A 25,292-nucleotide genomic window follows, 5' to 3' on the forward strand; every position below is an offset into this window, starting at 1 on the left:
GATCCGGACGCGGGATTATGCGACGCAAAGGTCTGCATCGCGGAGCCGGCCGAGCAGCTACGGTCAGTCGGTGACCACGATCGAGCAGATCGACGGAGTGGACCGGGGTGACCCGCCGCACGACAGCTCGACTCTGGTCCGACGCTGTACAACACTGCGACGCAAGTCTCTGGACCGCTTCACACCTGAGGACCTGCGGATCATGCTCGGGCAACGGGAAGCAGTGCCCATCCTGCTACCGCTCGCCGTCGACATGCTCGTGGACAACCCCCTCGCCGAAGGCGACTTCTATCCTGGAGACCTGTTGATGACCGTCCTCCGGCTGCCGTCGTCCACGTGGGTCACCCTGCAGGACGGACGAAGGCGCCTCACAGCGGCTGTCGCCGCCGTCGACCTCGACCCGGCCGACCTGCCGCCGGAGGTCATCGACGCCGTGGCGACAGCGAAGCAGAACTCCGTCTGATCGACGATCAGCGTGCCGGAGACCATCTGCGCAGCGCTGTTGGCGGCAGATCCGAGTTCCAAGATCGCGATGCGGACCAGATGCTGGTGTACTTCTTTCAGCGCGGCCCGAGCAGGAAGCTTGTGCCCACGGCTGGACGCCCGTGCTGGGCCCAGCGGAAGCACCGAACAGTGAGCCCGACGGCGGCTACGGGCGCAGGACGGGGCCGCAATCGGTGACGGCTCGCGATGCGGCCCCATCCGGAAGGGTCAGCCACTGACGGCGGTCCGTACCCCGAACCCGACCAGGACCACGCCGGACACCCGGTTGATGGCGGTCCTGAACATCCGCGACCTGATGACACGTCGCGCCGCGGCCACCACGAACGTCCATGCCGTCAGCCAGGTCACCGCCACCGTCACGTGGGCCGCGGCGAGCACGGCGATCTGCCCGGCCACGCCGGCACGGGGATCCAGGAACTGCGGTACCAGCGTCAGGTACACCGCGGCCGCCTTCGGGTTGAGCACGTTGCCCAGAAAACCCTGGAGATAGCCGCCGTGCCCGGCCCACGGTGGTCGCGCCGGCGCCTTTGTCGCCTCGGAAACTCGCCGCCCTGACCGGAATGTGGTGACCCCGAGCCAGATCAGATACACCGCTCCCGCGAGCTTGACCACCATGAAAGCCTCGGCCGACCGCATCACCACGGCGGAGAGCCCGACCGCGGCGAGGGTGGCGTGCACACAGAGTCCCGTCGCAGTGCCGGCCGCGACCAGCATCCCGTCTCGGCGCCGGCCAGCCGCTACCCGCTGGGTGACCAGCGTGAAGCTCGCCCCAGGTGTCAAACAGATGGGCGTCACCGCGAGCAGGAACCCCGCTATCAGATGCCACCGCACGAGGCGATGTTAGCCGCCGGCACCCGAATGTGAGATCGTCCGCGGTAGCGGGACGAACCCTGACACGGACGGGTCCAGTAACGGCCCGGGGTCGGAACCCGGGTTCAGGTCCGCGCCGGCGCCGTATCGAAGAGCAGATTCGCCCGAAAGCACGGCCGCGGTCAACCGCCTCAACCCGAACGCCCACACGACCTTGCCGGGCCCTGCCCAACGGCCACCTTCATGTGCGCCGACATCGGCATGACCGAGCGCTGGGAGCATCCAACTCTCGTCACGGTCGTTAGCGATCGGTCAGCGGCTAAATGAGGGCGCCTTGATCGCGGTCGTGGCAGGGTGGCGACATTCGAAGTGCAGATCGCTCTGCGGACGCTCGTTCGGCCGGCGGGACGAGTTGCTCCGTCGTACTCGCGCTCGAGCCGTACGACGCGACCGATCTGGCGGCGGTGGACCCCGCCGGCCGGGCGGTGGACATCATCGCCGGCTCGCTGCTGGCGGCGGCCATCTGCCGCGCCCGCTACCTGGCCATCCTCGAACTGAGGCTGGAGAGCCTGCGCCGCCCCGCGCTGGAGGCCGCGGTAGTGCGCCTGTCCGACGCGACGGCGGGGGTGCGCTTTCTCATTGGTCAGTGCGCCGCCGGCGGCGGTCGACGAGAAGGCGGTGCTGGCGTTGGCCGAGGCGATCGTGCGGCCAGCGGTCCCCGGCTGACCGGGCGGCGCCGGCCACGGCACCGACGAGCACCCCGGCGAACACCAGGTACGACGCGATCAGACCCCGCGGGGTGTCTAGCGAGCTGATCGCGCCACCCACCGCCCGGCCGAGGAGGCTGCCGAACGTCTCTGCGGTGATCGCGGCGGTCGCCAGTCGCGTGGCGGTGAGTCCGCTGGTGCCGGCGGTTGTGGCGCGGATGTACAGGCCGGGGTAGGCGAGACCGACGCCGACACCCCCTACCGTCCACGCGACCAGCGCGGCGACGAACGACGGTGAGAAGGCCAGCACCACGGCGAGGGTCCCGACGCCGAGGGCGGTCAGAGCCAGCCCGAACGGCGGCAGGTGGCGCAGGTCCGGACGGCGCATGAGGCGGGGCACGGCCAGGCTGGTCAGGGCCCAGGCCAGTGGCGCAGCGCTGAGCACGACCGCGGCGCGCGCCAGGCTCGTGCGATACCCGTCGGTGAGCATCAGCGTGATCAGGCTGTCGGCACCGAAGTAGCCGACGCCGAACAGGAGTAGCGCGCCGAGCGCGGCCGGCGTGCCCGGTCGGAGCGTGGCTGTGCCGCGCGGCAGGATCGCGGCGACGCCCACCACCGCGACCACCACCCCGACCACCTGTAGCGGCCACCATGCACCCACCACGAGCGCCGCCACGCCGAGCGGAACGAGCAGGCCGAGGGGCCGGTCCCCGTTCTCCTCCTGCGGATCCGGGCGCGCGGCGCGCGTCATGAGCAACCGTCCGACGAGGACGATCGGCACCGGGGCCAGCAGGGTCCAGCGCCAGCCCGCCAGATGCTCCAGTCCAAGGGTCGCGGCGGGCCCGACGAGCGCGGGCACGATCCACATCGCCGACGCCACGGCCACGACGCGCATCCGCAGCGCCTCGTCGAGGTGCTGGATCGCGGCGCTGAACCCGAACACGGCCAGCAGCCCGCTCGCCGCGCCTCCGACGAACTCGCCCAACGCAAAGACCCACGCGTGACCGGCGGTGGCCGCGATGGCCAGACCACCGACGTAGCCCACCATGCCGACGGTGAGGGTGCGACGTCCGCCCAGCCGCCGCACGACGCGGCCGGCCAGCGGCAGCGCGACGAACAACCCGAGGGTCGAGCCGGCCAGGAGCAGCCCGAGGTCGCCACGGGCATCGAGGTCACGGGCGATGACGGGCAGCAGGGTCGACGCCACGAACGTGGTGACGGCGGCGGCGAACTCGAGAGCCACGATGCCGACCGCCAGCGTCGTCGTTCCCGGCGGCCGGGTCGTCGTGGTCATGTATAGAGCTCGCGGTCGTGCCGGTTGATCTGCACCCAGACACCGTCCGGGTCGCACACGCGCAGCGACTCGCCGAAGTTCTCGTCGACCACCGGCCCCGGCTCGAAGCCCGCGCGGCGCAGCCGGTCGGCGACCTGGGCCAGCGGCTCGTCGGCCTCGAACGCCAACTCGCACCGCCCGGCGTCGTCTTCCCCGGCCCGGTGCAGCGCGAGCATGCCGGCGGCCCCGGGCATCTCGACCCACGCACCGGGACGGGATCTCGCACCGACCTCGAGCCCGACTGCCCGGTAGAACCGCAGGGCCGCGTCGACATCGGTCGTGTACCGGATCGGGACGACTCTCATGACGGCTCCCTACGCTCGGATTCGAGCCGGTGCAGATACGCCTCCAGAGCCCGCTCCACGAAGGCGGACAGCGAGTCGTTGGCGTCGACCGACGCGTGCTTGACCCGCCGGATCAGATCGGCGGGCAGGTAGATGTTGAACTGCTGCTTCGGCGGCGCGGCCATGCCTCAGGCTAGCATGCTAGCAAACTAGTCCGATGTCGACGTACCTAGTGAAGAAGTACTGAATAGCTGCACCTGTCCGCTCGGTCATGGCGACGTACTGCCGCGCATTGCAGATCTTGCAGGCGAGGATGCGCGCACGGGTCGCTACTTGACAGCGCACGTGACCTTGGCTGCGGCGGATGGGTGCAGTCCGGTCGTGTGGCGGGTCGGCCCTCGCGGCTCTGCCAGACGTCGGCCCGTTGGTGGCGGTGCCAGTCGTTGCGGCCGGTCTAGCATGCTGTGGTGATCGATCGGATTCCGTTGGACAGCCCGCTGTGGGAGCAGGTGTCGGCCTGCTATTCGCGGCGGGATGCGGTCGAGAGTCTGCGGACAGTGGTGGCGACCCGGCAGCTGGGTCAGGCATGGAAGGACCTGCTCGGCGAGGCGTTGCACCAGGGTGACGTCTACGGGATCTCGTCGGCGGCGATCCCTCATCTGGTCGATCTGGCACCGCAGTTGTCGGTGTCGGATCGTCGCGAGCTGTGGATCTGTGTAGGGCTGCTGATCGGCAGCGGCGCCGACCGGTTCCCCTCGCCGCCGGCTGCGGGTCTGCAGGAGGGACTCACGTCCGCGTTACGGGTGGCAGTCGGTGCGTCGGTCCGGGACTTCCTGGCCGACACGGCCATGTCCGCGAGCGACGCAGTGATGTTCGCGATGGCGTGTGTCTCGTTCGCCAGGCCCTGGGCCGGTCGCGACACACTGGAGGCTCCGTACCTGCCGATGGGGTATGTGCGCGGCACGTGTCCCGGCTGTGAGGCCGGCCTCGAGATCGACGGGTTCTGCGATCCGTTCGCGCCGCCGTGTCCCGCGCCGGATTATCAGCCGACGGGGACCGGTGGTGGGCCGTGGTCGGCGGTCGCCGACTCGATCGATGACGTCAGGCGTGCCGGAGTCCTTGGTGCCGGCTGGGACGACTTCCTCGCCGTCGCCAGCCGGGTCGCCCGCAACGGCCTCCCACCGGATGCTCCGGCCCCGGTGATGTGGTGCTTGGTCGCGGCGATGCTGGCTACCAGACCCGTCGCGGATGCGCCGCGGTGGGCGCGGGCGGTTTTCCGCTGTGCGGGGCACGTGCGCTGCCCCGGCTGCGACCTGGTGTGGTCGGTGGCGGATGTGGTCGCCGTCCCGCCCGACGCGCACCCGGTCACCGTGACCGACCGCGTCCTGCCCGACCGCGTCCTGTCCGATGGCGTCCAGACCGCTCTGTTGCCGGCACCCGCAGGTGCGCCCGTGGCGCGGGTCGTGCCGGTGGCAACGGTCGCCGACCCGGTCAGCGGCTTCCGGCCGGCACCGGGTTGGACGCCGCGCGGGGTCGACGTGCCGGTGCGGATCCGGTGGCGTGCCGAGGCGGGCGCGGTGGACACCGTGGCCGTGGTGCCGGGCCGGCCCGGCATCGTCGCGGCGGGAACCGCCCGGGCCGTCACGTACTGGGACCTGGAGACCGGAGCGGCCATGGGCCCGGCGTCGGCCGGTGGTGCGGTCGCCCTGGCCGCCGTCGCGGTCGCCGATCGCCATCTGCTCGCAGTAGCCGGCGCTGACGGGGCGTTGCGCTGGTGGGATCCGGGCACCGGGCGGCGCATCGGCCGCGATGCCAGAGGTCCGGCACCGCTCGTCTCGCTCGCGGCCATCACCATGCCAGCCGAACCGGCGGACCGGTACCGGACCGTGGGGTGGATGTCAGCCATCAGTGACGGACGGACCGTCCTGGCCGCCGGAGACCAGAACGGAGCGGTCCGGCTGTGGGATTCGCGGACCCGCAACCCGCTGCCGCAGCTGTTCCAGCGTGCCGGGCAGCCGGTCCTCGCCTTGGCTACCGGCGACGCCGTCGCGGGCGAGCGGCACAGCCACGCCGATCTCGTCGCCATCTTCGACGACCTGACGGTGGACGTCTGGAGCTCCCACAGCGTCCATGGCCAACGCTCGACGATGGCACCGTCGCGTGCCAAGCTGGCCGCGGCCGGCCATCGCCACATCGTCGGAGCAGCCCCGTCCGTGACGCCAGGACGGAACCGGCCCATGCTGCTGGCGGACCGCAACGGCACCACGTCCATGTGGGAGACCTTCGGGATCCGGCTGACCGACCCACTCCCAGCCGACCCCGACCACGCCCCTGTCACCGACGTCACCACCCTCCACGACTCACGAGGCGACCTGGCCGTGGTCACCGCCGGCCGCAACGGCCTTCGTGTGTGGTACCCCCACCTCGGCACCGTCGCCACGATCGCCCTCGACACCCGGCCACGCTGCCTCACCACAACCGGCGACAGACACAACCCGACCGTGATCGTCGGACACGACACCGGCCTACTCGCCCTGGCCCTCGACCAACCTGTCCCAACACCCGGCCCGTGAAGCGGATCAGATTCCTTGAGAAACAGATCACGTTCCTTGAGAACCCACAAATGGACCTTGGCCTGCGACCTAAACCACATCGGTGTAGTTCTTGATCCGCGAACTGAGCACTCTCGAGGGCTTCCGCGGCCGCTGAATCGGCCCCACGGGCGGACCAGCTGATGTATAGCCGTGCCGGATCAGTCCCCGGGTGGTGCCGCCCGAACCTGTCGGGCACGCCTGCGAGTTTCTCGGACGACATCGTCACCTCGCTCGTCGCCGGGTCAGCACGTCGTCCGCCGTCGACGCGACGGACGGCATGCCGGGCCGCGCGGCATCCCGCCTTCGTGGTCACGAGTGGGCTAGGTGGATGGTGACTGACCGGCGCGTAGGCTCTCCGCGAAGCGCCGTCCCGGCGTCGGGTCGACCCCGAACATCTCGGCGTAGCGTTCGTGAATGTCCGCCCACGGCTTGTGCGCTTGCTCTTCGGACAGGTAACCGCCAGTGAGATGGGGTTCGAGCCGTGAGAGGTAGGTCTCCCAGCCGGTTGCGGTCTGTGCCGCGAGCGCGCGGTCTGTGATGACGTGGGTGAAGGTCAACCGACAGCCGTCTGCGTGCACGGCCAGATCGAAGCTGTGCGGCTCGCCGGCGTAGGTCCAAGCCAGGCGACGGCCTGGAACGACGTCGGTTACCTCACCGGTGGCGCCGGCGGCCTCAAAGGTCTCACCTGTCGCCGGTGTCCAGTCGGCGGCTGCGGGAAACCAACACTCGATCTCGGCCGGCACGCTGACAGCCCGCCACACGCGCTCGACGGGGTGGGTGAGCGTGCGTTCGAATCGCAGCGCTGGGCGGCCGCCGATCGTTTCCAGGGTTCCGTAGGTCATGGATTCTCCAGTTGTCGTTCGAGGGTGTCGGAGCACCTCGGCCGATGGCGTGGCAAAGCCCCGTTGGCTGCGGCTCAGCCAGAGGGTGCAGCAGCTCACAGTGGGATATTAGTGCAAGGTTATATAGCGCACAACTTATGTAACTAGGCACGTGGGCGGTCGCCGAAGGCCGATCGCCTACCGGGGGTGGACGCGTCGGGTGAACGGCGTCTGGCAGTGCCGCCCCGGGCCCTCGCGGACGCGCTGTAATCGGCATGTTCGCGCAGCAGAGCGGCGCCGTGTGACCTGGGCGGTCGGTCTTCGAGGTGCGCCGGCCGGTGCGGCGTCGACGCCCATGCACCGTCGCCGCCGCCGAGCGGCCGATGGGGGACGTCCGTAACGAAGCATGATCGAGGAGCCGGACGCCATCCTTGCGGGTTAATGGCAGTCCGGCTCCTTCACAGATCGCACGGTGCCGCCCAGCACTGCCAGCGTGATCACGAATCGGGGCACCCACCGACGGACCCTCACGCCGGCCATCAGGTAACCGAGCCAATCGCGGCATTAGCGGATGCCAAGCCCGCTCTCGTCCAGCACTTCAATGTCAACGACGGCGGTACAGGCCGGATCGAGGCTCAGCCAGATGACGTCCTCGTCGTCTCGCTGAAGCTGGACCAGGTAGGGCCCAGCGGATCCGGCCGGTGCGGTCAGAATGTTCCTGCAGGTCGGCGTGCATGCGCAGCGGCCGTGGTGTCGGAGGTCTCCGACCCTGCCGGCCAGCGGATGCGACGGATCGACGATGCGCAGGAGCCGATCGATCTCGGCGACGAGCCCGGGGAATGTGATCACCATCAGCGGCCGGTCGTGGTCATCCACGTCTGGCGACAACGGCTCGCGACGGTTGCCCTCACCACGAGCCACACGCCGATCATATGCCGAGCGACTTGCGGCCAAATCAGGGCGTCATGATCAAGTTCTTTCAGTCGGTGAGTGCTCGCATGATGCGGTCATATTCGGCGGTCATGGCCGGCGCGGCGAGAAAGTCGACCGGGTCAGCGTCTTCCACCTGGAAGTCGACCAACTCGATGGATCGGATGGCGAGTTCGTACAGCGCGTTGCGCTCGCCGGTCTCGCGGAAGGTCGCCCAATGGTCGAGGGCGTCCAGAACCATGACGAGCAGGCCATCCATGTCACCATCGGTCAGTACGCCCGCGTCGATCTGCGCCAGGTAGCGGCGGAGTTCGGCCGGACCCGCTGTGAGGACGTGCCGGCACGAGTCGTTGAGCGCCTGCCACGCATTGCTGTCCAATTCATGCCTGGATACAGAGGTGAGCAGTTCGTTGTCTCGGGTGAGCCGTACAACGGTGTCGGCTCCGAAAGTGCTGAGCCTCTTCCAGTCGGCGGCGTTGATCGCATCAAGGATGGCGGCCTCGACTGCTTTGTACTGCACCGGCGCAGCCTACAGATCCTCTCGTCCGCGCAGGGAAGATGACGAGCTGGCAAGGGACGCCCGAACGAATTTCGCCGATCAGCGCAGCCGCGCTGTCCGCGCCAGAAGCGGATGTCTGAGGGCTAGCTCGACATACTCGCCTCGGGCTGGCGACGGTGACCAGGAGCCGGCCCGGACCGCAACGCCCCCCGTAGAGCATGAGCACGGATCCAGGGCCGGCAACCAACTCCCCGGCCTGGTCGGCATGAGAACCTGTCAGAAGGGGGCGGCATGGGCCGCCTGCGAGCGCCGCGAGGTTCGGAGACAGAGGCCTGATGTCCATCCAGCACACCGTCGTCTTCCGGCTCGTCCACGAGCCGGGATCGACCGCCGAGATCGAGTTCCTCGCGAGCGGGCGGGCGACCCTGATCTCCATCCCCGGCGTCACTGCCTTCGCAGTCAACCGTCAGGTCAGCCCCAAGAGCGATCTCACGTGGCAGTTCTCGATGGTCTTCGCCGACCAAGCCGCCTACGACGCGTACAACGCGCATCCGGCGCACGTCGAGTTCGTCGAGACCCGATGGAAGACCGAGGTCGACGCCTTCCAGGAGTACGACTTCGTCGCCCACTGACATCTCCCCGTAACCGCCGGACCTCGGCCGCCTGCCGGCCTCATCCAACAGCCAACGCAGACCGGCCCACGCCTGGTCGGTATCCATTCCTCGTGAGGACACTGCCTCGTCCTCGTCACCCATACGCAGATCACCGGCGTACTCGTGGGCACTGTCCGGCTCCTCGACCAGCAGCCGGCGAAGCTCAGCAAGTTCGTGTGGTCGCAACCTCACGTACTCCACGATCATGCTCATGAGCTCGGATTCTGCACCACCCTCAACGCCGGCGAGAACCAGCCAGCGCCACAGCTCCAGGCGCGCGCAGGGCGGCCAGATCCGCGCACCTGATCTTGGTGATAATCGGCTCGCCCTGGCCCTCGGTGTTCATGGTGTGAGGCGATCATCATCGTAAGGTCGGTGCTGACGCGTGTGCGGGGGTTGGAAGCCCACAACTGCTATCGGACCTGCTCTCGCGGTTGCTGCACTTGTTGAGCAGCGCAGATTGTGTGCGATCGGTTCGTGGGGCTGGGGCTGTTCTCCAACGATCTGGAGGGTGCCGTTCTCGGGGACTACCGCCGGCTGATCGAGGACGGCACCAGCTAAAGGAGGACGCGACCTCTCGAGTCCTCGCGCAACAACTTGGCTAGAAGGAACCGTCGCCTGGTGGGGTGATCGCGGCGCACGTGGGCGGGTGGGATGTCGGTCCGGTTCGGGGAGGTCCAGCTCACCTCTCGGCGTGCGCACCTGGGCTCGGCCCGGCGGCCGACAACGCCGGACGCTCATCCCAACTGGATGAGGCGTCGACGCGCCCACGGATGTTCTCCTTCTGTCAAGGCGTATGACGGACCTCGTGACTCGCTGATCTTCGAAGCAGTCGCCACCGGCCGCGATGACAGCTCACGCCATGAGACTGAGGGAACATGGGCCGCAACGCATGCTCGGCTGATCCGTCGGCGCCGCCGTCGACCAGGTTCCACCGCCCGGCGCCGACAGTTGATGGGACCGGCCGCCCGGATGCGGACGCCGCCATGTCCGAGATGTTCCGTGGCCCTACCGGGCTAATCCGGCGAGCGCCGGACGTTGCGTGGCACGCGCTCACGGCGGACGAGGTCGCGAACTGTTTCGAGGTTGGTCCGGCGACGGGTCTTGATTGCGGCGGAGGCGCAGCGGCGGCTGGTGACCTACAGGCCGAACGCGATGGCCGAGGCGAAGTCAGCGACGACAGGAGAACCGCGATGAGCAGCGCCGAGAAGCCCGCAGCTGGAGGGAAGTTGACATGACCGTGAGTGGGCGGCTCTCCGACAAGGAGGCCTGGCACACCCTGGCGGCGGCCGATGCAGCTGCGCACCTCGGCGTGCGCCCGGACCTGGGGTTGAGCACGCAGGACGTGGAGCAACGGCTCGCCACGTACGGGCCGAACCAGTTGCCGACCGAGCCACCGCCGAGCCGCTGGGCGGTCGCGCGCGGTCAGGCGTCGAACCCGATGAACATCATGCTGGCGATCGTCGCGGTGGCCAGCTTCGCCATCGGTCAGGTCCCGACCGGCCTTGTGGTCACCGCCCTGGTCCTGTTCAACATCATCATGGGGACCAACCAGGAGATGAGCGCCCGGGCCAGCGTCGAGGCGCTGGCCGACTTGCAGGTCCCTCATGCCCGGGTGCGTCGCTCAGGGTCGGTGGAGCAGGTGGACTCGACCGGGCTGGTGCCGGGCGACGTGGGTCTGCTGGAGGCGGGCGACATGGTGCCCGCCGACGGTCGCATCATCAGCTCCGCGAGTCTGGAGGTGCAGGAGGCGGCGCTCACCGGCGAGAGCGCCCCCGTGCCCAAGGACCCGGGCGCGCTGGGCGCCGCCGAGACGGCGCTGGGCGACCGGACGAACATGGTGTTTCAGAACACCCAGGTGACCCGCGGAACCGCCGCGTTCGTGGTGACGGCGACCGGCCAGTCCACCGAGATGGGCCGCATCGCCGACATGGTGACCGCGACCAAGCGGCAACGATCGCCGCTCCAGCGCGAACTCGACGGCATGACGAAGATCTTCGGCCTCCTTGCCTGGGCCACGGTGACCGTGATTGCGATCGTGGGCATCCTCCGCGGCCAGGAGGTGGAGACGCTCCTGCTGCTGTGTATATCGACCGCCATCGCGTCCATCCCGGTCGGCCTGCCCACCTTCGTGCAGGCGATGCTGTCGTCCGGCGCCCAGCACCTCGCCGAGTCGAAGGCCGTCGTCAAGTCGCTGACCGACGTCGAGACCCTCGGCGGGACCACGGTCATCAACAGCGACAAGACCGGCACGCTGACGATGAATGCGATGACCGCGACGTCGATGCTCACCGACGGCCAATGGTTCCGGATCGAGGGTGGCGGCTACCGGAAGACCGGTGCGGTCCTGGGCACCGCCGGCGCGGCCGTGCCGGACTTCCGGCGCCTGGGGCTCGGGCTGGTGCTGTGCTCCGACGCCACGGTGGCCGACGACGGTTCGGTCATCGGCGACCCGACCGAGGCCGCCCTCGTTGTGCTCGCTGCCAAGGTCGGCGTCGACGCCGAGGAGAGCCGCCGCTCACTGCCCCGTAGGGCGGAGGTTCCCTTCGACTCCGACTACAAGTTCATGGCGACCATCCACGACCGGCCCGAATGGCTGGCCGGTGGCGTCCTGCAGGCCGGGCATTTCATGACCGTCAAGGGTGCTCCGGACATCGTCCTGGACCGTTGCGCCACCGCCCTGTGGAAAGGGCGCCAGGTGCCGATGGCCGATGTGCGAGCCGACCTGCTCGCGGCGAATCAGCAGCTGTCGGAGAAGGGCCTTCGCGTGCTGGCCTTCGCGGCTCGCGATCTCGAGGACGCCGACATGGCCACTGCGGACACGGACCCGATGGCGGCGGTCACGGACCTGATCTTCGTGGCGTTGGTCGGAATAATCGACCCCCTCCGTGCCGAGGCGAAGGCCGCCGTCCGGGTCGCCCTCGACGCCGGGATCGACGTCCGGATGATCACCGGCGACCACACCGTGACGGCCCGGGCGATCGCCGACGAGCTCGACCTTGGACCGGGCCTGATCACCGGCACGGAGCTGCAGCGGCTGCCCGACGACGAGGTGATCGCACGGCTGCCGCAGCTGCACGTGTTCGGCCGGGTCGCCCCGGAAGACAAGCTGCGACTGGCCAGTCTCATGCAGCAGGCGGGGGACGTGGTCGCGATGACCGGCGATGCTGTTAACGACGCGGCCGCCCTCAAGCAGGCCGACATCGGTGTCGCGATGGGCAGCGGCTCCGAGGTCACCAAGCAGGCGGCCAAGCTCGTGCTCACCGACGACAACTTCTCCACGCTGGTACGTGCCGTCGAACTCGGCCGCGACATCTACCGGCGCATCACGACGTACGTGAAGCTGCAGCTGACCATCCTGTCCGCGGTCCTGCAGCTCATGCTGCTGGCGACCATCTTCAATATCAACAATGGTGTCGCGTTGTTCCCGATGCAGCTGCTGTTCTGCAAGTTCTTCATCGTCGTGACCGTCGTGATCGGCCTGGTCGCCGACGTGCCAGACCCGGGCGTGATGCAACGGCCGCCCCGCAAGCCCGGCACGAAGATCGTGACCGGCCCACAGATCGTGCGCTGGCTTGTGGGCGGCTTCGCCGTGGCGGGCGGCGCACTGGCCGTCCTGCAGTGGGGGCCGGACGAGCCGAGCACCACGGACCCGTCCGCCTCGATGACGATGGCGTTCGCCATCGTCGCGCTCAGCGCGGTCAATCTCGGGGTGATCCTGCGTCGGGAGCGGCAGACCGCCTGGACGTCCCCGATGTTCCCCTACATGGGCTGGATCATCCTTGGCTGGGCCCTGACCTGGGCCGCGGTGGAGCTGGGGATGCTGCAACGCCTGCTCGACACCGTCTCCTTGACCGGAAGGCAGTGGTCGGTCGTCCTCGCGCTCTCCCTGCTCGCACCGCTCATCGTCGCGATTGACAAGCACCTGCAGCTACGCAGGCAGCACCCGGCAGCCTCAGCCCGATAGCCGACACGACGTCCCGGAGCGTTGAACTGAAACAGCCGGGTGGCCCTGATAAGACGACGCCCATGGGTGCGCCGCCCCGAGGACCGCCGCATGGCGCGCGTCATCTCGAGCGGGTGCCGGTGCAACCGTTCCAACCTGAAACAACCGAAGGCCGAACGCTTGGACGGGCGGCGCCTCGTGTGTAACGCGGCGCAGGGCTTGCCCGCGGGGCGGCCGCCCTCGTCGAGGGCCACGATCTCGCCGTCGATCACGACATCCCGCCGGCCGAGCAAGATCAGGCAGGACGGCCAGTTCGGGGTAATGGCTGGTGACGTCGCGGTCATTGCGGCTGACCACTCGCACCCGACCCGGCTCGACGTGGAAGGCATCCAGCAGGCAGGGCCCGGGGCAGGAGCTGTCGCGCCGCACCGGTCAGGTTGATCGCCGCGTCCATCGGCGGTTGAATCACGCCGCGGTTGCCGGCGTGTTCGCCTTCGCTATCACTGTGACGGCCCACGGTCAAGCAGCGCCCTCACCGCGGTATATGTGGGCATATTGGGCCGTGCCAACCATGTCGTAGCCAGGTGCGGCACGATCCGCTTTGGGTGGGTTCCGGTCGCGATGTAGCGTAGGACGACTGCTCAAGACCGTGGCAGTGGCACGGGCTGCCGCTCGACCGAGGAGGGTGGTGGATGGTGCGCGATGCGCGCTCGCACCTTCCTTTCGCCGCGGTCGAGGCGAAGATCCTGCGCCCTGTCCACCGAGAGGGCCTGATCGCGCGTGCCAGGCTGCTGGAGGCTCTCGCCGCAACGCCCGAGCGCATCTCGCTGATCCTGGTGACCGCGCCGGCCGGGTACGGAAAGTCGACCGCGCTGAGCCAGTGGGCGGCTGAGGATTCCCGGGAGTTTGCCTGGGTGACCCTCGATGAGGCCGATGGGGACCCGGTCCGTCTCGCCGGCCACGTCGCCTTGGCGCTGCACCGCATCCAGCCGCTCGATCCGGCGGTGTTCCGGGCCCTCGCGGTCGGCGACGGGTCCCGGCATCTGACGGCGCTCGGTCACCTTCTGACGTCCATACGGAATGGGAACCGGCGGGGCGTCCTGGTGCTCGACGACGTCCACGAGCTGCGCAACGTCACAGCCATGAACTTCATCCGCGCGCTCGCCGCCGGCCTGCCGGCGGGCTTCCAACTCGCGGTCGGGTCCCGGATGATGCTCGGCTTCGGTCGACTCCGCAGCGAGGACCGCTCCGTCGAGTTCGGCGTGGAGTACCTGGCGTTTACGAAGGACGAGGCCCGGGCTGTCCTCGCCCACGCCGGGTGGACTCCACGGACGACACCGTCGACACGGTCGTCCGGCGCACCGAGGGGTGGCCGGCCGGCGTCTATCTCGCCGCCCGGGCCATCCGCACCGCGTCGGATCCCGCTCTCGCGGCGAAACGGCTGACCGGTGACGATCCGTACATCCTGGACTACATCCGGGACGAGTTCCTCGTCCGGGAGCCTCCCGAGATGGTGCGGTTCCTGATGCGTACGGCCGCGCTTGATCAGATGTCCGGCGCACTCTGCGACCACGTACTCGGCCGCAGCGACTCCGCCCACCGGCTGGCCGAGGCGGCGCGACGGAACCTGTTCGTCGTCCCGCTGGACCGGCGCGGGGAGTGGTACGGCTACCACGGCCTGGTCGCCGAGATGCTGCTGTCGGAACTCCGAACTCACGAACCCGGCGAGGAGTCGCGGGTGCACCGACGCGCCGCCGAGTGGTACGAGAAGCAGGGCCAGCCCGAGAGGGCGATCGAGCACCGGCTCGCCAGTGGCGACACTCTCGCGGCGGCCCGGTCGATCAACCGCCACGCGCCGGACTTTGTCGCCGCCGGTCGGCTTCTGACGGTCCGCCGGTGGTTGGACGCCCTCGGCCAGGACGGACTGGTGCGCTATCCGCCGTTGGCGATCACCTCGGCGTGGACGCTGGCGCTCATCGGAGACGGGCCGGGCGCGCAGCGGTGCCTGCACTCCGCGGAGCGCGGATCGTTCGACGGTCCCATGCCCGACGGCAGCAGCTCGCTCACGTCCGCCATCACGGTCCTGCGCGCGTCCCTGGGCGCGTTGGGAATCGACCAGATGCTGCTCGACGCGACCGCGGCCACGAAGAGTGAGCCACCCGGCAGCCCGTGGTTTCCCTCGGCGATGACGACGCTCGGCATCGCCCACGTCCTGACGGGCGCCACCGATGCGGCGGTCAAAGAGCTCGCCCTCGCGGCCCAGCTCGGCGCGGAAGGGCGACCCCCCACTGCCACCGTTGCCGCCCTGGCCGAGCTGTCACTCCTCGCCGCGGACCGCAACGACTGGACCGACGCGGAAGACAAGGCCGGCCAGGCGGTCAATGTGATCGAGACCGCCGGCATCGAGGAGCACCTGTTCAGCATCCTGGGCTACCTCGCCGTCGCCCGGACCGCCGCCCACCAGGGCAACCAGGCGGCCGCCCGCCGTCACGCCGGCACCGTCGTACGGATGAACACCACGCTGTCACCGGCGGTGATCCCGTGGCTGTCGGCCCAGGTGGCGATCACGCTCGCCGAGATCTTCCTGGACCTCAACGACTTCGCCGCCGCGCGCTTCCGGGCGGAGGAGGCCGAACGGCATCTGGCCGGAATGCTGACCGAAGGAATGCTGCGACACCAACTGCGGCAGGTCTTGGCCCGCCTCACCCACGACGGCGGGCATGTCCGGGTCCCGAGCGCGATGGCGCTGACCGGCGCGGAAATGCGGGTCCTGCGACTACTGTCGACCCATCTCTCCCACGGCGAGATCGGCGAGGAGCTGCACATCTCCGTCAACACCGTGAAGGCCCACGCCACCGCGATCTACCGCAAACTGCAGTGCTCCCGCCGCACCCAAGCCGTCGCACGGGGCCGGGACCTCGGCCTGCTGCAGCCCTAGCGCCCGACCGCGTCCACGGCGGCAGCAGCCAACGCGCCGTCCGTCGCGGCGAGAGCCACTTCCCGGGGCAACAACCGCGAATCGACCAGTATCCAGGCGCTCTACTGACACCATGATCAGGTGAGCTGTAATCGGCATGTTCGCGCAGCAGAGCAGCGCGTGCGAGCGATCGAGGAGCCGGACGCCGTCCTTGCGGTTAGTGGCAGTCCTACGTTGCCGCCCAACGCCGCCATCGTGATCACGAACTTGGCGATGCCGCCGACCAACGCTCACCCCGCTACCACGTGATCGAGCCAATTGCGGCATAGAGCGGAAGCCGGGCGACCCGCCGCCTTGATGGTCAGTGCTACTGATCGACAGTGAAGATGACGGCCCGCCCGGCGGCCGCGGCGTTGCGGTAGAAGTCACGTACCTGCGTGAACCAGTACCAGGTGTACTCGAAGTCCTCGTCGCTGAGCGCGCCCTGGTAGCTTGCCGGGTCGATACGGTCGTACCGCTGCCGCATCCACGCCGCATCCACAGTTTCAAGGGCCGCGGCGACCTGGACGACCTCATCAACGAGCACATGGGCCACGACGTAGTCCTCGCCTTCGTAATGATGGCCGCCGCCGAGCACGGCCAGGTCGAGCGGGGACAGGCGCCGGCCACTTCCGAGGGTTCCATCACTCAGACACCGGTGCATGGCGTCCCACGCCTTGTCGGTCTCGCAGTCCAGCGGCTCACCGTCCCAGTCGCCCAAATCGACCTCCTCAACGAACGCCCGAACCTCAGCGTCGTCACGGGTCGCCATCAGCGCGGCTTCCTGATCGGCAGTGAGCGCAAAGAACATCCCCCGGCACGCCACGGCCGCACGGTACCCGAACCAGTTGAGGGGCGCAGGCCCGCTCAGAGCATGCAAGCGTCACACAGATGACGGAAGCGAGACCACGATCTGCGTCAGCGATCGACGCAGCCACTGCCTATGCCGCCGAGTTGGCACCCGACTTGTCGGCTGAACAGGCGTGAGACGTCGGCTCAAGGGTCGTTCGATCGCCGTCGGCGGCGATCAGCCGGCCGTACAAGCGGACCCGCGACCAGTGGGCCATGTGATCCACGTGGTCGCGGGCGCCGTCGTGCCGTCCGTCAGCTCGGGCTACCAGACGTACCTGTTGTTGAGCGCGGTCGTCACCGCTCGCCCGTATGCCGCGGCACCGTAGGCGTTGGGATGACAGGATTCCATGCCGAGCACTTGTACCGGCTCGCCGTCCTCGTCCTCGATCAGGTCACCGGGCACCAGGGTGTTGAGGTAGTAGGGGAACCCGACTCCAAGCAGCTCGTGACCGGCGAACTCGGACCGGACGTCGACCGGGACGACACCCGCACCGACACTGCCCAGTACCTCGGTGGCGAGCAGGTTGGCCATCTCGTTCATGAATGCCACCTCGTTCGGATCGAAGCCGACCGTGACTACGTTGACCGTCCCCGGCGGCCACACAATCGGTACGCTCAGCGAGCTCCCCGGGGCTATCAGCAGCGGGTAGCCGGCGAGCGCGATGAGGGCGTTCGGTGCCCTGGTACGGATTTCGGCGATCGACAGCTGGACGTTCCGCCTGACCTCGTTCCGGATCCGGTCGCGGGTGACATCCGCCAACGTCCGACCGCCTTCGGATCGGACGGCGGGACAGTTCTCCTCCATCGCGCAGACCCTCAGGAGATTCGACCAGCCGGCATCGTTGCCGCCGATGGTGAGCGTCACCAGGGTGGTGTTCCCATCCAGGAAGCCCGAGTCGACCTGGTTGACCTCGCCCCACGAGCCACTTGGCTGCCCACCTCCCGCGGTTCGCAGATTCCTGGTCGTCGCCCCTACACACGCGACGGACTGGAAGTCGATGGTCGGATAGAGGACGTCCTTGAGGTCTCCGAACCGACCTGGTGAGCCGGGCAGCGCGATCAATCTCGCCCAGCCGTTGACACCTCGCCGGCAGGCGTTGCGGCGGGCCGGATCTTCGGCGTACTGGTCGCTGACCCGGCTGTAGGTGCCGGCACCCTCGCCGGAGGAGTACGAATCGCCGAGCGCGACCACGAAGTGCTTCGGCTTGGCGCCCAACGGCTGCACCGCGATCGCGTCCCAGGCGACATCCTCGACGTAGCGGCCGTCCCCGGCGAAGTTCGACAGCTCGATCCGCGGATTGCCGGCACCGGTGAAGTCGAACACCCCGATGTCGATCCACTTGTTCTGCTCCCACCTGGTGGGGATGGTCCGGTGTTGGGTTGAGGTGGACTGGCCGGGCAGGTAGACCTTGTAGTCGGCCTGGCGGGTGTGCGCACCGTGGTCGGGGACGTGGACGAACACCCGGGTCCACGCGGTCGTGGGATCGACGGTCCAGGTGCCGGTCACCTTCCGGTAGTCGTTGGGGAGGCTCACATCGACCGGCTTCATGGTGTGGGCGAACCAGAAGTGCCCACCGAACCCGGCGCCGATCTGATGAAAATCCACTTTGGACGGATAGATGGTGTACCCGTTCCGGACGTACTCGCCGAACTTGAGACTGAACGTGCCGCCGCGGGTCCAGTTCGGCGTGCACCCCCCGGGCCCTGCCTTCTGGGTGACGGTGATGTCGTCGATGATGCGTGCGCCGGCGGGCAGCCCGGCCACCGAGCACTGGGACGGGTAGACGCTGTCGACCAGCGGCCGCGGCTCGACACTCGTGAAGCGCGAAGCTCCGGTACCGCAGTAGGCGGAGCAGTCGATCCACGTCTTCGGGTAGTGCCACCAGCAGGTCAGGTCGGGTCGGGTACAGGGACCGTAAGGGTCACCGAGGTTGTTCGGGTTCTCGGTGCCCGGCGCGCACTCGTTCCCGCCACCGTCGATGGCTGCCGGCGTGCAGAAGGCGAAGCGTCCGGGCTGCGCCGCCCACATGTCCGCTCCCGCACGCGCGGTGAGGTAGGTGGGCGCGAAGTCGTGCGCAGCATAGTCGATCTTGATGAGTGACGTGTATGCCCAGCCGATCACTCGCTCGGGGTAGGACCAGTGGTTGGGGTGCTTGGCGTTGTCGTAGCCGATGTTGTCGTCGATTCCCTGGCTCGGCACGTCGAGCGGGGCCTTGAGGAACAACTGCCGGTCCGCCGGGTACTTCGGGTTGGCCGGGTTGTTGGACCAGCCCACCCCCCACGATCCGTTGTGCTGGCCGCGGTCCTCGTACCGCCAGAACCCGGTGTTGTACGCCCACAGGGCGAACCACCAGTTCTCGATGAACCGTGGATCCCCGTTGTTCGCGATCAAACCGGCGTTGCGGGTCTCGTTCCACTTGCCCTGCAGGATGCGCAGACCCGCGGCGATGTTCGTCGCGTAGTCCAGCGTGACGGCGTCCTGGTGCAGCTTGGTGATGGTCAGCCCGTCCACGACCTGGCCGCGGTCCGCCAGGAGCATGCCGGTGGTCACCTGCGCGGCCCCGTAGCCGCAGTCCACCTTCGGGTTGGCGTCATGCCAGGTGATGTCCATGACGCTGGGTGCTTCCAGATCCAGGCCGTAGTAGCCCGCGCTGGTCAGCGGGTTGCCGGCCGAGCCGTCCACCGCGTGCCAACTGGCCTGCCACAGGTTGGACTCCTGGGCGAGGATGCCCAGCAGCACCTGCTCCGGCACCGTCCCGCCGACGCCGGCGAGCGTGAGGGACGGGAACAGCCCCTGCGGCGAGTAGGCCGGAAGGCCGTTGTTGGACCAGTTCGCCGGCCGCTGGAACGTCAGCATGCCGCGCACCGCCAGATCGGCGGCCCACTCCACCTGCTTGAAGGAGGGCTGGTACACCTGGACCGCCGGATCGTTGCGGGGTCCCGCGCACAGCCGGTCCGGCTCGTACGGCACGGTGGAGTAGTCGTACGGCGGAATGCGGTTGGTTCCGGCCGGCGGTCCGGCCGGCGGCTGTTGCCGGGTCGCGGCTTCGGGAAGCACCTCGAAGGCGACCGCCGATCCGGTGCCGGTACGCGCGTCGATGCGTACCTGGGCCGGCGCACCGTCGTTCGGCGTCATGGCCCCGCCCGTGACGTGGGTGTCGACGCGGGACACCGCCAGCGCCCCGGTGGTGGAGATGTCGCTGTCCGGCGCCGTGTCAATGGTCCTCCACCCGCCGGGCATCGGTTGGCGCAGTCGCTCGCCGGCCCGGTAGCCGGTGAGGAAGACCCGTCCGCCCGCCCCCGGGCGCAGTTTGAGCGTGCCGCTGGGCGCGCTGCCCACGTCGGTCACCTTGCCCCCCGCGTACCGGTGAAAGCGGACGCTCGAGGCGTCGATGGTCTGGAACGCCAGCCCGGCCTCCAGGTCGGGGTAGATCCGGAACGGCGTGCCGGGCGCACCGGTGAGCCGGCGTTCACGCCCGGCGGTGTCGAACGCGACGAGCGACGCGCCGCGCGCGGCCACCACCTCGCCGCGGTACGGGACGGGCGAGGTCACCTGGCCCGTGGCCCACGCCCGACGGGCCATCCGGCCGCCGGCCGCGTCCACCACGCCCAGCCAGGTCCTTGCCGTTCCCCGGTCGAACTCCAGGCGGGAGACCACCGCGGTCTCGTCGACCCCGCAGGCCGGGTTGTAGTAGGCCAGCGAGGCGCCGGTTCCCAATCTGGTCACCGCACCGGTCGACAGGTCCACCACGGCGGCGTACCCGCCCCGGTCCATCAGGTCTTCCCGGTTGGTGAACTGGCGTGGCGCATACACCACGACCGCCCGCCGCCCCGAGCCGGTCACACAGAACTGGCCGATCCAGTGGTCGGTCTGCCAGCGCGGTTCGACCAGCGTGGCCACCGTTCGCCACCGGTACGCGTCCTTCTCGTCAGCCACCAGCAGGTGAAACCCCGTCTCGTCGCCGGAACCGGTCACCGCCCGGTCGGTTGACGTACGCCAGTCGGCGCCCAGCATCCGGTCCGGCTCGCTCACCCGGTCCCGGTCCGTACCGACCCGCGAGTGGTCCGCGCCCTGCACGGGTGGGACGGCGGCGGCCGCCCCACCCGCGATGGGCGTCAAGGGAACAACGGCAAGGGGGCACAGCAGGGTCGCGACCATCGCCAGGAGTCCCGGCCGCGAACGCCCCCGTGGCCGTTGCAACGCTCTCAACAGACCCACCGGCTTCATCTCAGTAGCCGTACAGGGTGGGTGTGTAGGAGGTGCCCGGTCCGCTCGAGTAGGAGCCGACGCCCCAGATGCTGCCGATGCTCAACATCCGTGTGTAGCAGACACCGCTCGATGCCGGTCCGGTGGTCACGGCGCGCTGGTTGTTGAAGTCCGCGGTGTTGAGGCTGTAGAACCTGATGGTCGCGATCAGGTTCCCCTGGCCGTCGTAGCAGCCGCTTGCCCGGGTCCAGCCGGTCTTGCACGTCGGGCTGTACCGGAAGGCCGGCACCGTTCCGGTCGGCCGGTTGATGGTGATCGCGTCGTCCTCACACTTCAGGTTGTCCTCGCATGCCGGCCCGCAGTAGTAGATGTAGTAGGTGTGCGGGTTCTGGAAGTCACATTTCGTGCCACAGCCGGTGAGCGCGAGCTGAGCCGCGTCCGTCGGCACGGGCCGCTCCGACACCGCCGCCATGGACGCGGGCCGCTCCGATCCGGCCGCCTGGGCCGGGATCGCGGGACCGAGCGTCGCCAGCACGGCGATCGCCGTGCCGACAACGATGCGCCATCTGATCATGTACGTCTCCTCGTTGCGTGGGTTCACGGCACCGGGTGCCGACCCTCGTCGGCGCCCGGTGCCGACCGACGGTGACATCGTCCGGACCGTCGGTTCACCGCCGGTACAACCGCGATACAACGCGGAGCGCAGGGGCCATTTGACAGACGGAGTTCAATTGATGACGGACATCGAACTCGTACGAGGGGCCGCGGTGGAGTTTCGAGTCTTGGGTGCTTTGCGGGTCATCAACGACGGTGTGGAGCTGACCCTGCCCAGCGCCTACAAGCAGCGCCTGACCCTCGCCGTCCTGCTCGCGCACGCCGGCCGGTGGGTGCCCACCGACACTTTGATCTCCGCCGTGTGGTCGGGGGCCGAGCCGCCATCCGCGCGCCGCAACCTCCACCAGTACATCCACCGGCTCCGCGGGACGCTCGGCCCGCACCGGCTGCCCGGCCGGGCCGGCGGGTACTGCGTGGTCGTCGGCGACGGGCTCGACTCAGCCCGGTTCGAGAGCACCGTCGTGGCCGGCCGGGCGGCGCTGGCCGAATCCGGCGCCGACCCTGCCGTCGCCGCCCGCACGCTCCGCAGCGCGGTGGACCTGTGGCGCGGCCCCGCCTACGCGGACTTCCCGGACTGCGACCTGGTCTCCCGCGAGGCCGAACGGCTGGACCGCCTCCGGCTCGACGCCGTGGAATCGTGGGCCGCGGCCACCCTCGCTCTGGGCCAGGCCAACGACGTGGTCACCGAGCTGACCGACCTGACCCGGTCCTACCAGTTCCGGGAGAGCCTGCGGGAGCAGCTCATGCTCGCGCTCCACCGGTGCGGCCGACGGGCAGAGGCGCTGGACGAGTTCCACCAGCTCCGGGACCTGCTGCGGGATCACCTCGGTATCGAGCCCGGAACGACGGTGCAGCGGCTGTACCTCCGCATCCTGCGCGGCGAGGAGGCGGACACCCGCACCGGCACGGAGGCGGGCGCCGACACCGGTTCGGTTGCCCGCGATTCGCGGTCGGGTGAAACGGCCGCGCCGCGCCCGGCCGCCCGGTCACGCGGCGCACCGCCCACCGTGGACGCACCGGCACTGTTGCCGGCCGACGTCGCGGACTTCACCGGTCGCGCCGAGCACCTGGCCGCGCTGGACGCGTTGGTCCGGGGCATTCCCGACGCGCTAAGGATCGTCACCCTCGACGGTGCCGCGGGTGTCGGCAAGAGCGCTCTCGCCGTGCACTGGTCGCACCGGGTACGCCGAACGTTCCCTGACGGCCATCTTTTCCTGGACCTGCGCGGCTACTCGCAGGAGGCGCCGCTGCGCCCGATCGAGGCACTGGTCCGGCTCTTCTTCGCCCTCGGGGTACCACCGGACCGCGTACCGGACAACCTCGACGATGCAACAGGCATGTACCGCACCCTCCTTGCGGACCGCAAGATGCTGGTGGTTCTCGACAACGCCCGTGACGCCGAGCAGGTACGCCCGCTGTTGCCGGGCGTGGGCGAGTCGTTCACTCTGGTGACGAGCCGCGACCCGCTTACCGCACTGGTCGCCCGGGACGGGGCCCGCCGGGTCAGGCTGGAACCGCTGCCGGCCGCGGAAGCGCGGGCGTTGCTCGCGTCGGTCCTCGGTGCGGGCCGGATCCGGCGGGACGCTGCGACCGCCGACCTCGTCGAGGTCTGCGCCAGGCTCCCGCTGACGTTGCGCATCGCCGGGGTGTATCTCCTCGGTGAACCGTCCCTGTCCATCGCGTCCTATGTGGAGCGGTTGCGCGCCGATCCCCTCACCGGCCTGGATATCCCGGACGCGCCACAGTTCGGCGCCCGGGCCGCGTTCGAGTTCACCTACCGGATCCTGCCGATCGAGGTGCGGCGGCTGTACGGGCTCCTCGGCGGTGTGCCAGGTCCGCACATCAGCGACGCCGCGGCCGCCGCCCTGGCCGGTGTCCCGGTCGACCAAGCGGGGCAGCAGCTGCGCCGGTTGCTACGGGCGCATCTGCTGCACGAACACGCACCTGGCCGGTTCGGCATGCACGACCTGCTCGCCGCCTTCGCACGCGACGTCGCAGTGCGCGACCTGTCACCCTCGACGCGCCAACAGGCGGTACACCGGCTGCTGGAGTGGTACCTCAACCTGGCCCGGGCGGCCGGGGAACGGCTGTACCCGGACGTGCTCCGCCTGCCCGCCGCCGCGCCCGCGCGCGCGTTCACCGATGACACCGACGCACTGGCCTGGTTGCGTGGCGACGAGCCCAATCTGATCGCCGCGATCCACCACGCCGCCGGGCACGGCGAGCTGCCCGCCGCCTGGCAGCTCGCCGACGCGATGCGGGCCTACCTGAGCCAGCGCGGTGCCTCACTCATCCTGCGCGAGGTCGGGCGGACCGCACTGGCCGCGGCCGGCGCAGCCGGAGACGCCGCCGGTCAGATCGCCAGCTACCTCGGCCTCGCGCACGAGGCGATGATGAGCAGCCGCCTCGCGGATGCCCGGGACCACTATGAGCGGGCACTGAAACTGAGCGAGACCGCCGGTTGGACCGAGGCACAGGCCGCACTCCTGAGCAACCTCGGCGTGCTGCACGCCCGCCAAGGCGAGCTGGACGACGCCCTCGACCGGCAGCGCCGGGCATTGATCCTGCACCGGCGCCTCGACAAGCCCGCCGGCGTCGCCGTCAACCTCGGCAACCTCGGCGGCGTCTACGACCGGCTCGGCCGGCTCAGGGAAGCGGCTGACGCGATGACCGAGGCGCTGGAGATCCACCGGGCCGGCAAGGTGCTGTCCGGCCAGGCCATGCAGCTCAACAACCTTGCGGTGATTTACCGGGAGCTGGGCCACCTGCCGGAGGCCATCACATACGGCCGGGAGGCGCTCGCGGTATACCGGGAGCTGGGCAGTGCGGTCGGCGAGGGCATGGCCCTGTGCGACCTGGCCGAGACCTTCCGCGCGGCGGGTGACCCGGCCCGCGCCCTCGATCACGCCGAACGGGCACTGGCCATCCCGGAACTGGCCGACCATCCCGAGCACCAGGCCCAGTCGTGGCACCACCTTGGCCTCGTACACGCCGCCATGGCGAGGCACGACACCGCGATGAGCGACTACGACCGCGCACTCGCGACCGCCCGTACGACCGGCAACCCGGAACTGGAGGCGCAGATCCTGGTCAGCCTCGCCACGGCCCACACCGGCCGCGGGCACCACGACCGAGCCGCCTTGCTGGCCGGAACCGCATTGGCGATCGCCGACACGATGCGTCTCGGGGTGCTCCGCGGTGAGGCCCGCTCGGCGCGGGCCTCAGTCCATCTGGCGCTGGGCGAGCTTGGCGAGGCGATCGCGTTGGCCACCGAGGCGTACGCCATCCACGACGCCACGGGTCACCGGCAGGGACTGATCCGCGCGCTCCAACTCCTCGCCGACGCGTACACCGCCCGCGGCGATGAGACGTCGGCCGGCAGGTACCACACCCTGCTCGGCCAGGCGCGTCAATCATCGCCGGCCGGCGTCAAGGCGTAACCGTGGCCCGTCGTCGCGAGCAACCGCCGGAACAGCTCGGGCGGCAGGCACCGGTCGAGCGCAAGACCGTTCCGGAACATGGCGCACGACGCCACCCCCGCAACGACAACCACGTAACGACACCGGCGCAAAGGCGAATCT

The 25,292-nt window shown here is 69.4% G+C and carries 17 protein-coding genes and 1 pseudogene; 7 read left to right on the forward strand and 11 right to left on the reverse strand.

Annotation, left to right across the window (positions count from 1 at the left end):
• Positions 1–70 precede the first annotated feature (70 nt).
• The gene (locus Vau01_RS07765; protein ID WP_203988690.1) at positions 71–463 is read left to right on the forward strand and encodes a contact-dependent growth inhibition system immunity protein; all 393 of its coding nucleotides are present in this window, start codon (positions 71–73) and stop codon (positions 461–463) included.
• 248 nt (positions 464–711) lie between these two features.
• Here Vau01_RS07765 and Vau01_RS07770 read toward each other — a convergent pair whose 3' ends face one another.
• The 4 genes from Vau01_RS07770 to Vau01_RS07785 all read right to left on the reverse strand — a co-directional run bounded on the left by Vau01_RS07770 (position 712) and on the right by Vau01_RS07785 (position 3,823).
• Positions 712–1,335: a LysE family translocator gene (locus Vau01_RS07770; protein WP_203988691.1), complete on the reverse strand. Its 624-nt coding sequence runs from the start codon at positions 1,333–1,335 to the stop codon at positions 712–714.
• A 615-nt stretch (positions 1,336–1,950) separates the two neighbouring features.
• On the reverse strand, positions 1,951–3,315 hold the full coding sequence (locus Vau01_RS07775) for an MFS transporter (RefSeq protein WP_203988692.1): 1,365 nt from the start codon (positions 3,313–3,315) through the stop codon (positions 1,951–1,953).
• Positions 3,312–3,659, reverse strand: a complete 348-nt coding sequence (locus Vau01_RS07780; RefSeq protein ID WP_203988693.1) for a VOC family protein — start codon at positions 3,657–3,659, stop codon at positions 3,312–3,314. Before Vau01_RS07780 ends, Vau01_RS07775 begins: the two co-directional genes overlap by 4 nt.
• Positions 3,656–3,823 (reverse strand): ribbon-helix-helix domain-containing protein, encoded by a 168-nt coding sequence (locus Vau01_RS07785; protein WP_203988694.1) that lies wholly within the window; start codon positions 3,821–3,823, stop codon positions 3,656–3,658. Before Vau01_RS07785 ends, Vau01_RS07780 begins: the two co-directional genes overlap by 4 nt.
• A gap of 282 nt (positions 3,824–4,105) precedes the next feature.
• Between Vau01_RS07785 and Vau01_RS07790 the strand changes: the two genes are divergently transcribed.
• A complete protein-coding gene (locus Vau01_RS07790; protein WP_203988696.1) occupies positions 4,106–6,211 on the forward strand; it encodes a WD40 repeat domain-containing protein in 2,106 nt (701 codons plus the stop codon).
• A gap of 341 nt (positions 6,212–6,552) precedes the next feature.
• Here the strand turns inward: Vau01_RS07790 and Vau01_RS07795 are convergent, their stop codons facing one another.
• From Vau01_RS07795 to Vau01_RS07805, 3 genes are all read right to left on the reverse strand, one after another.
• Complete coding sequence (locus Vau01_RS07795; RefSeq protein ID WP_203988703.1) at positions 6,553–7,074, reverse strand: SRPBCC domain-containing protein; 522 nt, start codon at positions 7,072–7,074, stop codon at positions 6,553–6,555.
• A gap of 543 nt (positions 7,075–7,617) precedes the next feature.
• Positions 7,618–7,974: a hypothetical protein gene (locus tag Vau01_RS07800; protein ID WP_203988704.1), complete on the reverse strand. Its 357-nt coding sequence runs from the start codon at positions 7,972–7,974 to the stop codon at positions 7,618–7,620.
• A gap of 58 nt (positions 7,975–8,032) precedes the next feature.
• On the reverse strand, positions 8,033–8,503 hold the full coding sequence (locus Vau01_RS07805) for a hypothetical protein (protein ID WP_203988706.1): 471 nt from the start codon (positions 8,501–8,503) through the stop codon (positions 8,033–8,035).
• A gap of 314 nt (positions 8,504–8,817) precedes the next feature.
• Here Vau01_RS07805 and Vau01_RS07810 point away from each other — a divergent pair, with 314 nt between their 5' ends.
• Positions 8,818–9,114, forward strand: a complete 297-nt coding sequence (locus Vau01_RS07810) for a Dabb family protein (RefSeq protein WP_203988707.1) — start codon at positions 8,818–8,820, stop codon at positions 9,112–9,114.
• On the opposite strand, the pseudogene Vau01_RS65175 reads toward Vau01_RS07810, so the two are convergent.
• Positions 9,097–9,348 (reverse strand): annotated as a pseudogene (locus Vau01_RS65175) (DUF1877 family protein); the annotation flags it as partial. The gene Vau01_RS07810 and the pseudogene Vau01_RS65175 sit on opposite strands and share 18 nt — an antisense overlap.
• Positions 9,349–10,369: 1,021 nt before the next feature.
• On the opposite strand from Vau01_RS65175, the gene Vau01_RS07820 reads away from it, so the two are divergent.
• From Vau01_RS07820 to Vau01_RS65760, 3 genes are all read left to right on the forward strand, one after another.
• The gene (locus Vau01_RS07820; RefSeq protein ID WP_203988709.1) at positions 10,370–13,102 is read left to right on the forward strand and encodes a cation-translocating P-type ATPase; all 2,733 of its coding nucleotides are present in this window, start codon (positions 10,370–10,372) and stop codon (positions 13,100–13,102) included.
• Between the two features lie 671 nt (positions 13,103–13,773).
• Positions 13,774–14,526, forward strand: coding sequence for a P-loop NTPase (locus Vau01_RS63245; protein ID WP_239151403.1), 753 nt, complete (start codon positions 13,774–13,776; stop codon positions 14,524–14,526).
• A 29-nt stretch (positions 14,527–14,555) separates the two neighbouring features.
• Positions 14,556–16,019, forward strand: a complete 1,464-nt coding sequence (locus Vau01_RS65760; RefSeq protein ID WP_506018389.1) for a helix-turn-helix transcriptional regulator — start codon at positions 14,556–14,558, stop codon at positions 16,017–16,019.
• Positions 16,020–16,365: 346 nt separating this feature from the next.
• Here the strand turns inward: Vau01_RS65760 and Vau01_RS07830 are convergent, their stop codons facing one another.
• The 3 genes from Vau01_RS07830 to Vau01_RS07840 all read right to left on the reverse strand — a co-directional run bounded on the left by Vau01_RS07830 (position 16,366) and on the right by Vau01_RS07840 (position 21,670).
• A complete protein-coding gene (locus Vau01_RS07830) occupies positions 16,366–16,848 on the reverse strand; it encodes a DUF1877 family protein (RefSeq protein WP_203988711.1) in 483 nt (160 codons plus the stop codon).
• Positions 16,849–17,151: 303 nt separating this feature from the next.
• The gene (locus Vau01_RS07835; RefSeq protein ID WP_203988712.1) at positions 17,152–21,009 is read right to left on the reverse strand and encodes an SGNH/GDSL hydrolase family protein; all 3,858 of its coding nucleotides are present in this window, start codon (positions 21,007–21,009) and stop codon (positions 17,152–17,154) included.
• Between the two features lie 109 nt (positions 21,010–21,118).
• Positions 21,119–21,670, reverse strand: a complete 552-nt coding sequence (locus tag Vau01_RS07840; protein ID WP_203988713.1) for a DUF2690 domain-containing protein — start codon at positions 21,668–21,670, stop codon at positions 21,119–21,121.
• Between the two features lie 193 nt (positions 21,671–21,863).
• Here Vau01_RS07840 and Vau01_RS07845 point away from each other — a divergent pair, with 193 nt between their 5' ends.
• Positions 21,864–25,151, forward strand: coding sequence for an AfsR/SARP family transcriptional regulator (locus Vau01_RS07845; RefSeq protein WP_203988714.1), 3,288 nt, complete (start codon positions 21,864–21,866; stop codon positions 25,149–25,151).
• The last annotated feature ends 141 nt before the right edge of the window (positions 25,152–25,292 follow it).

This window comes from Virgisporangium aurantiacum, assembly GCF_016863635.1.
Classification (GTDB): Bacteria; Actinomycetota; Actinomycetes; order Mycobacteriales; family Micromonosporaceae; genus Virgisporangium; species Virgisporangium aurantiacum.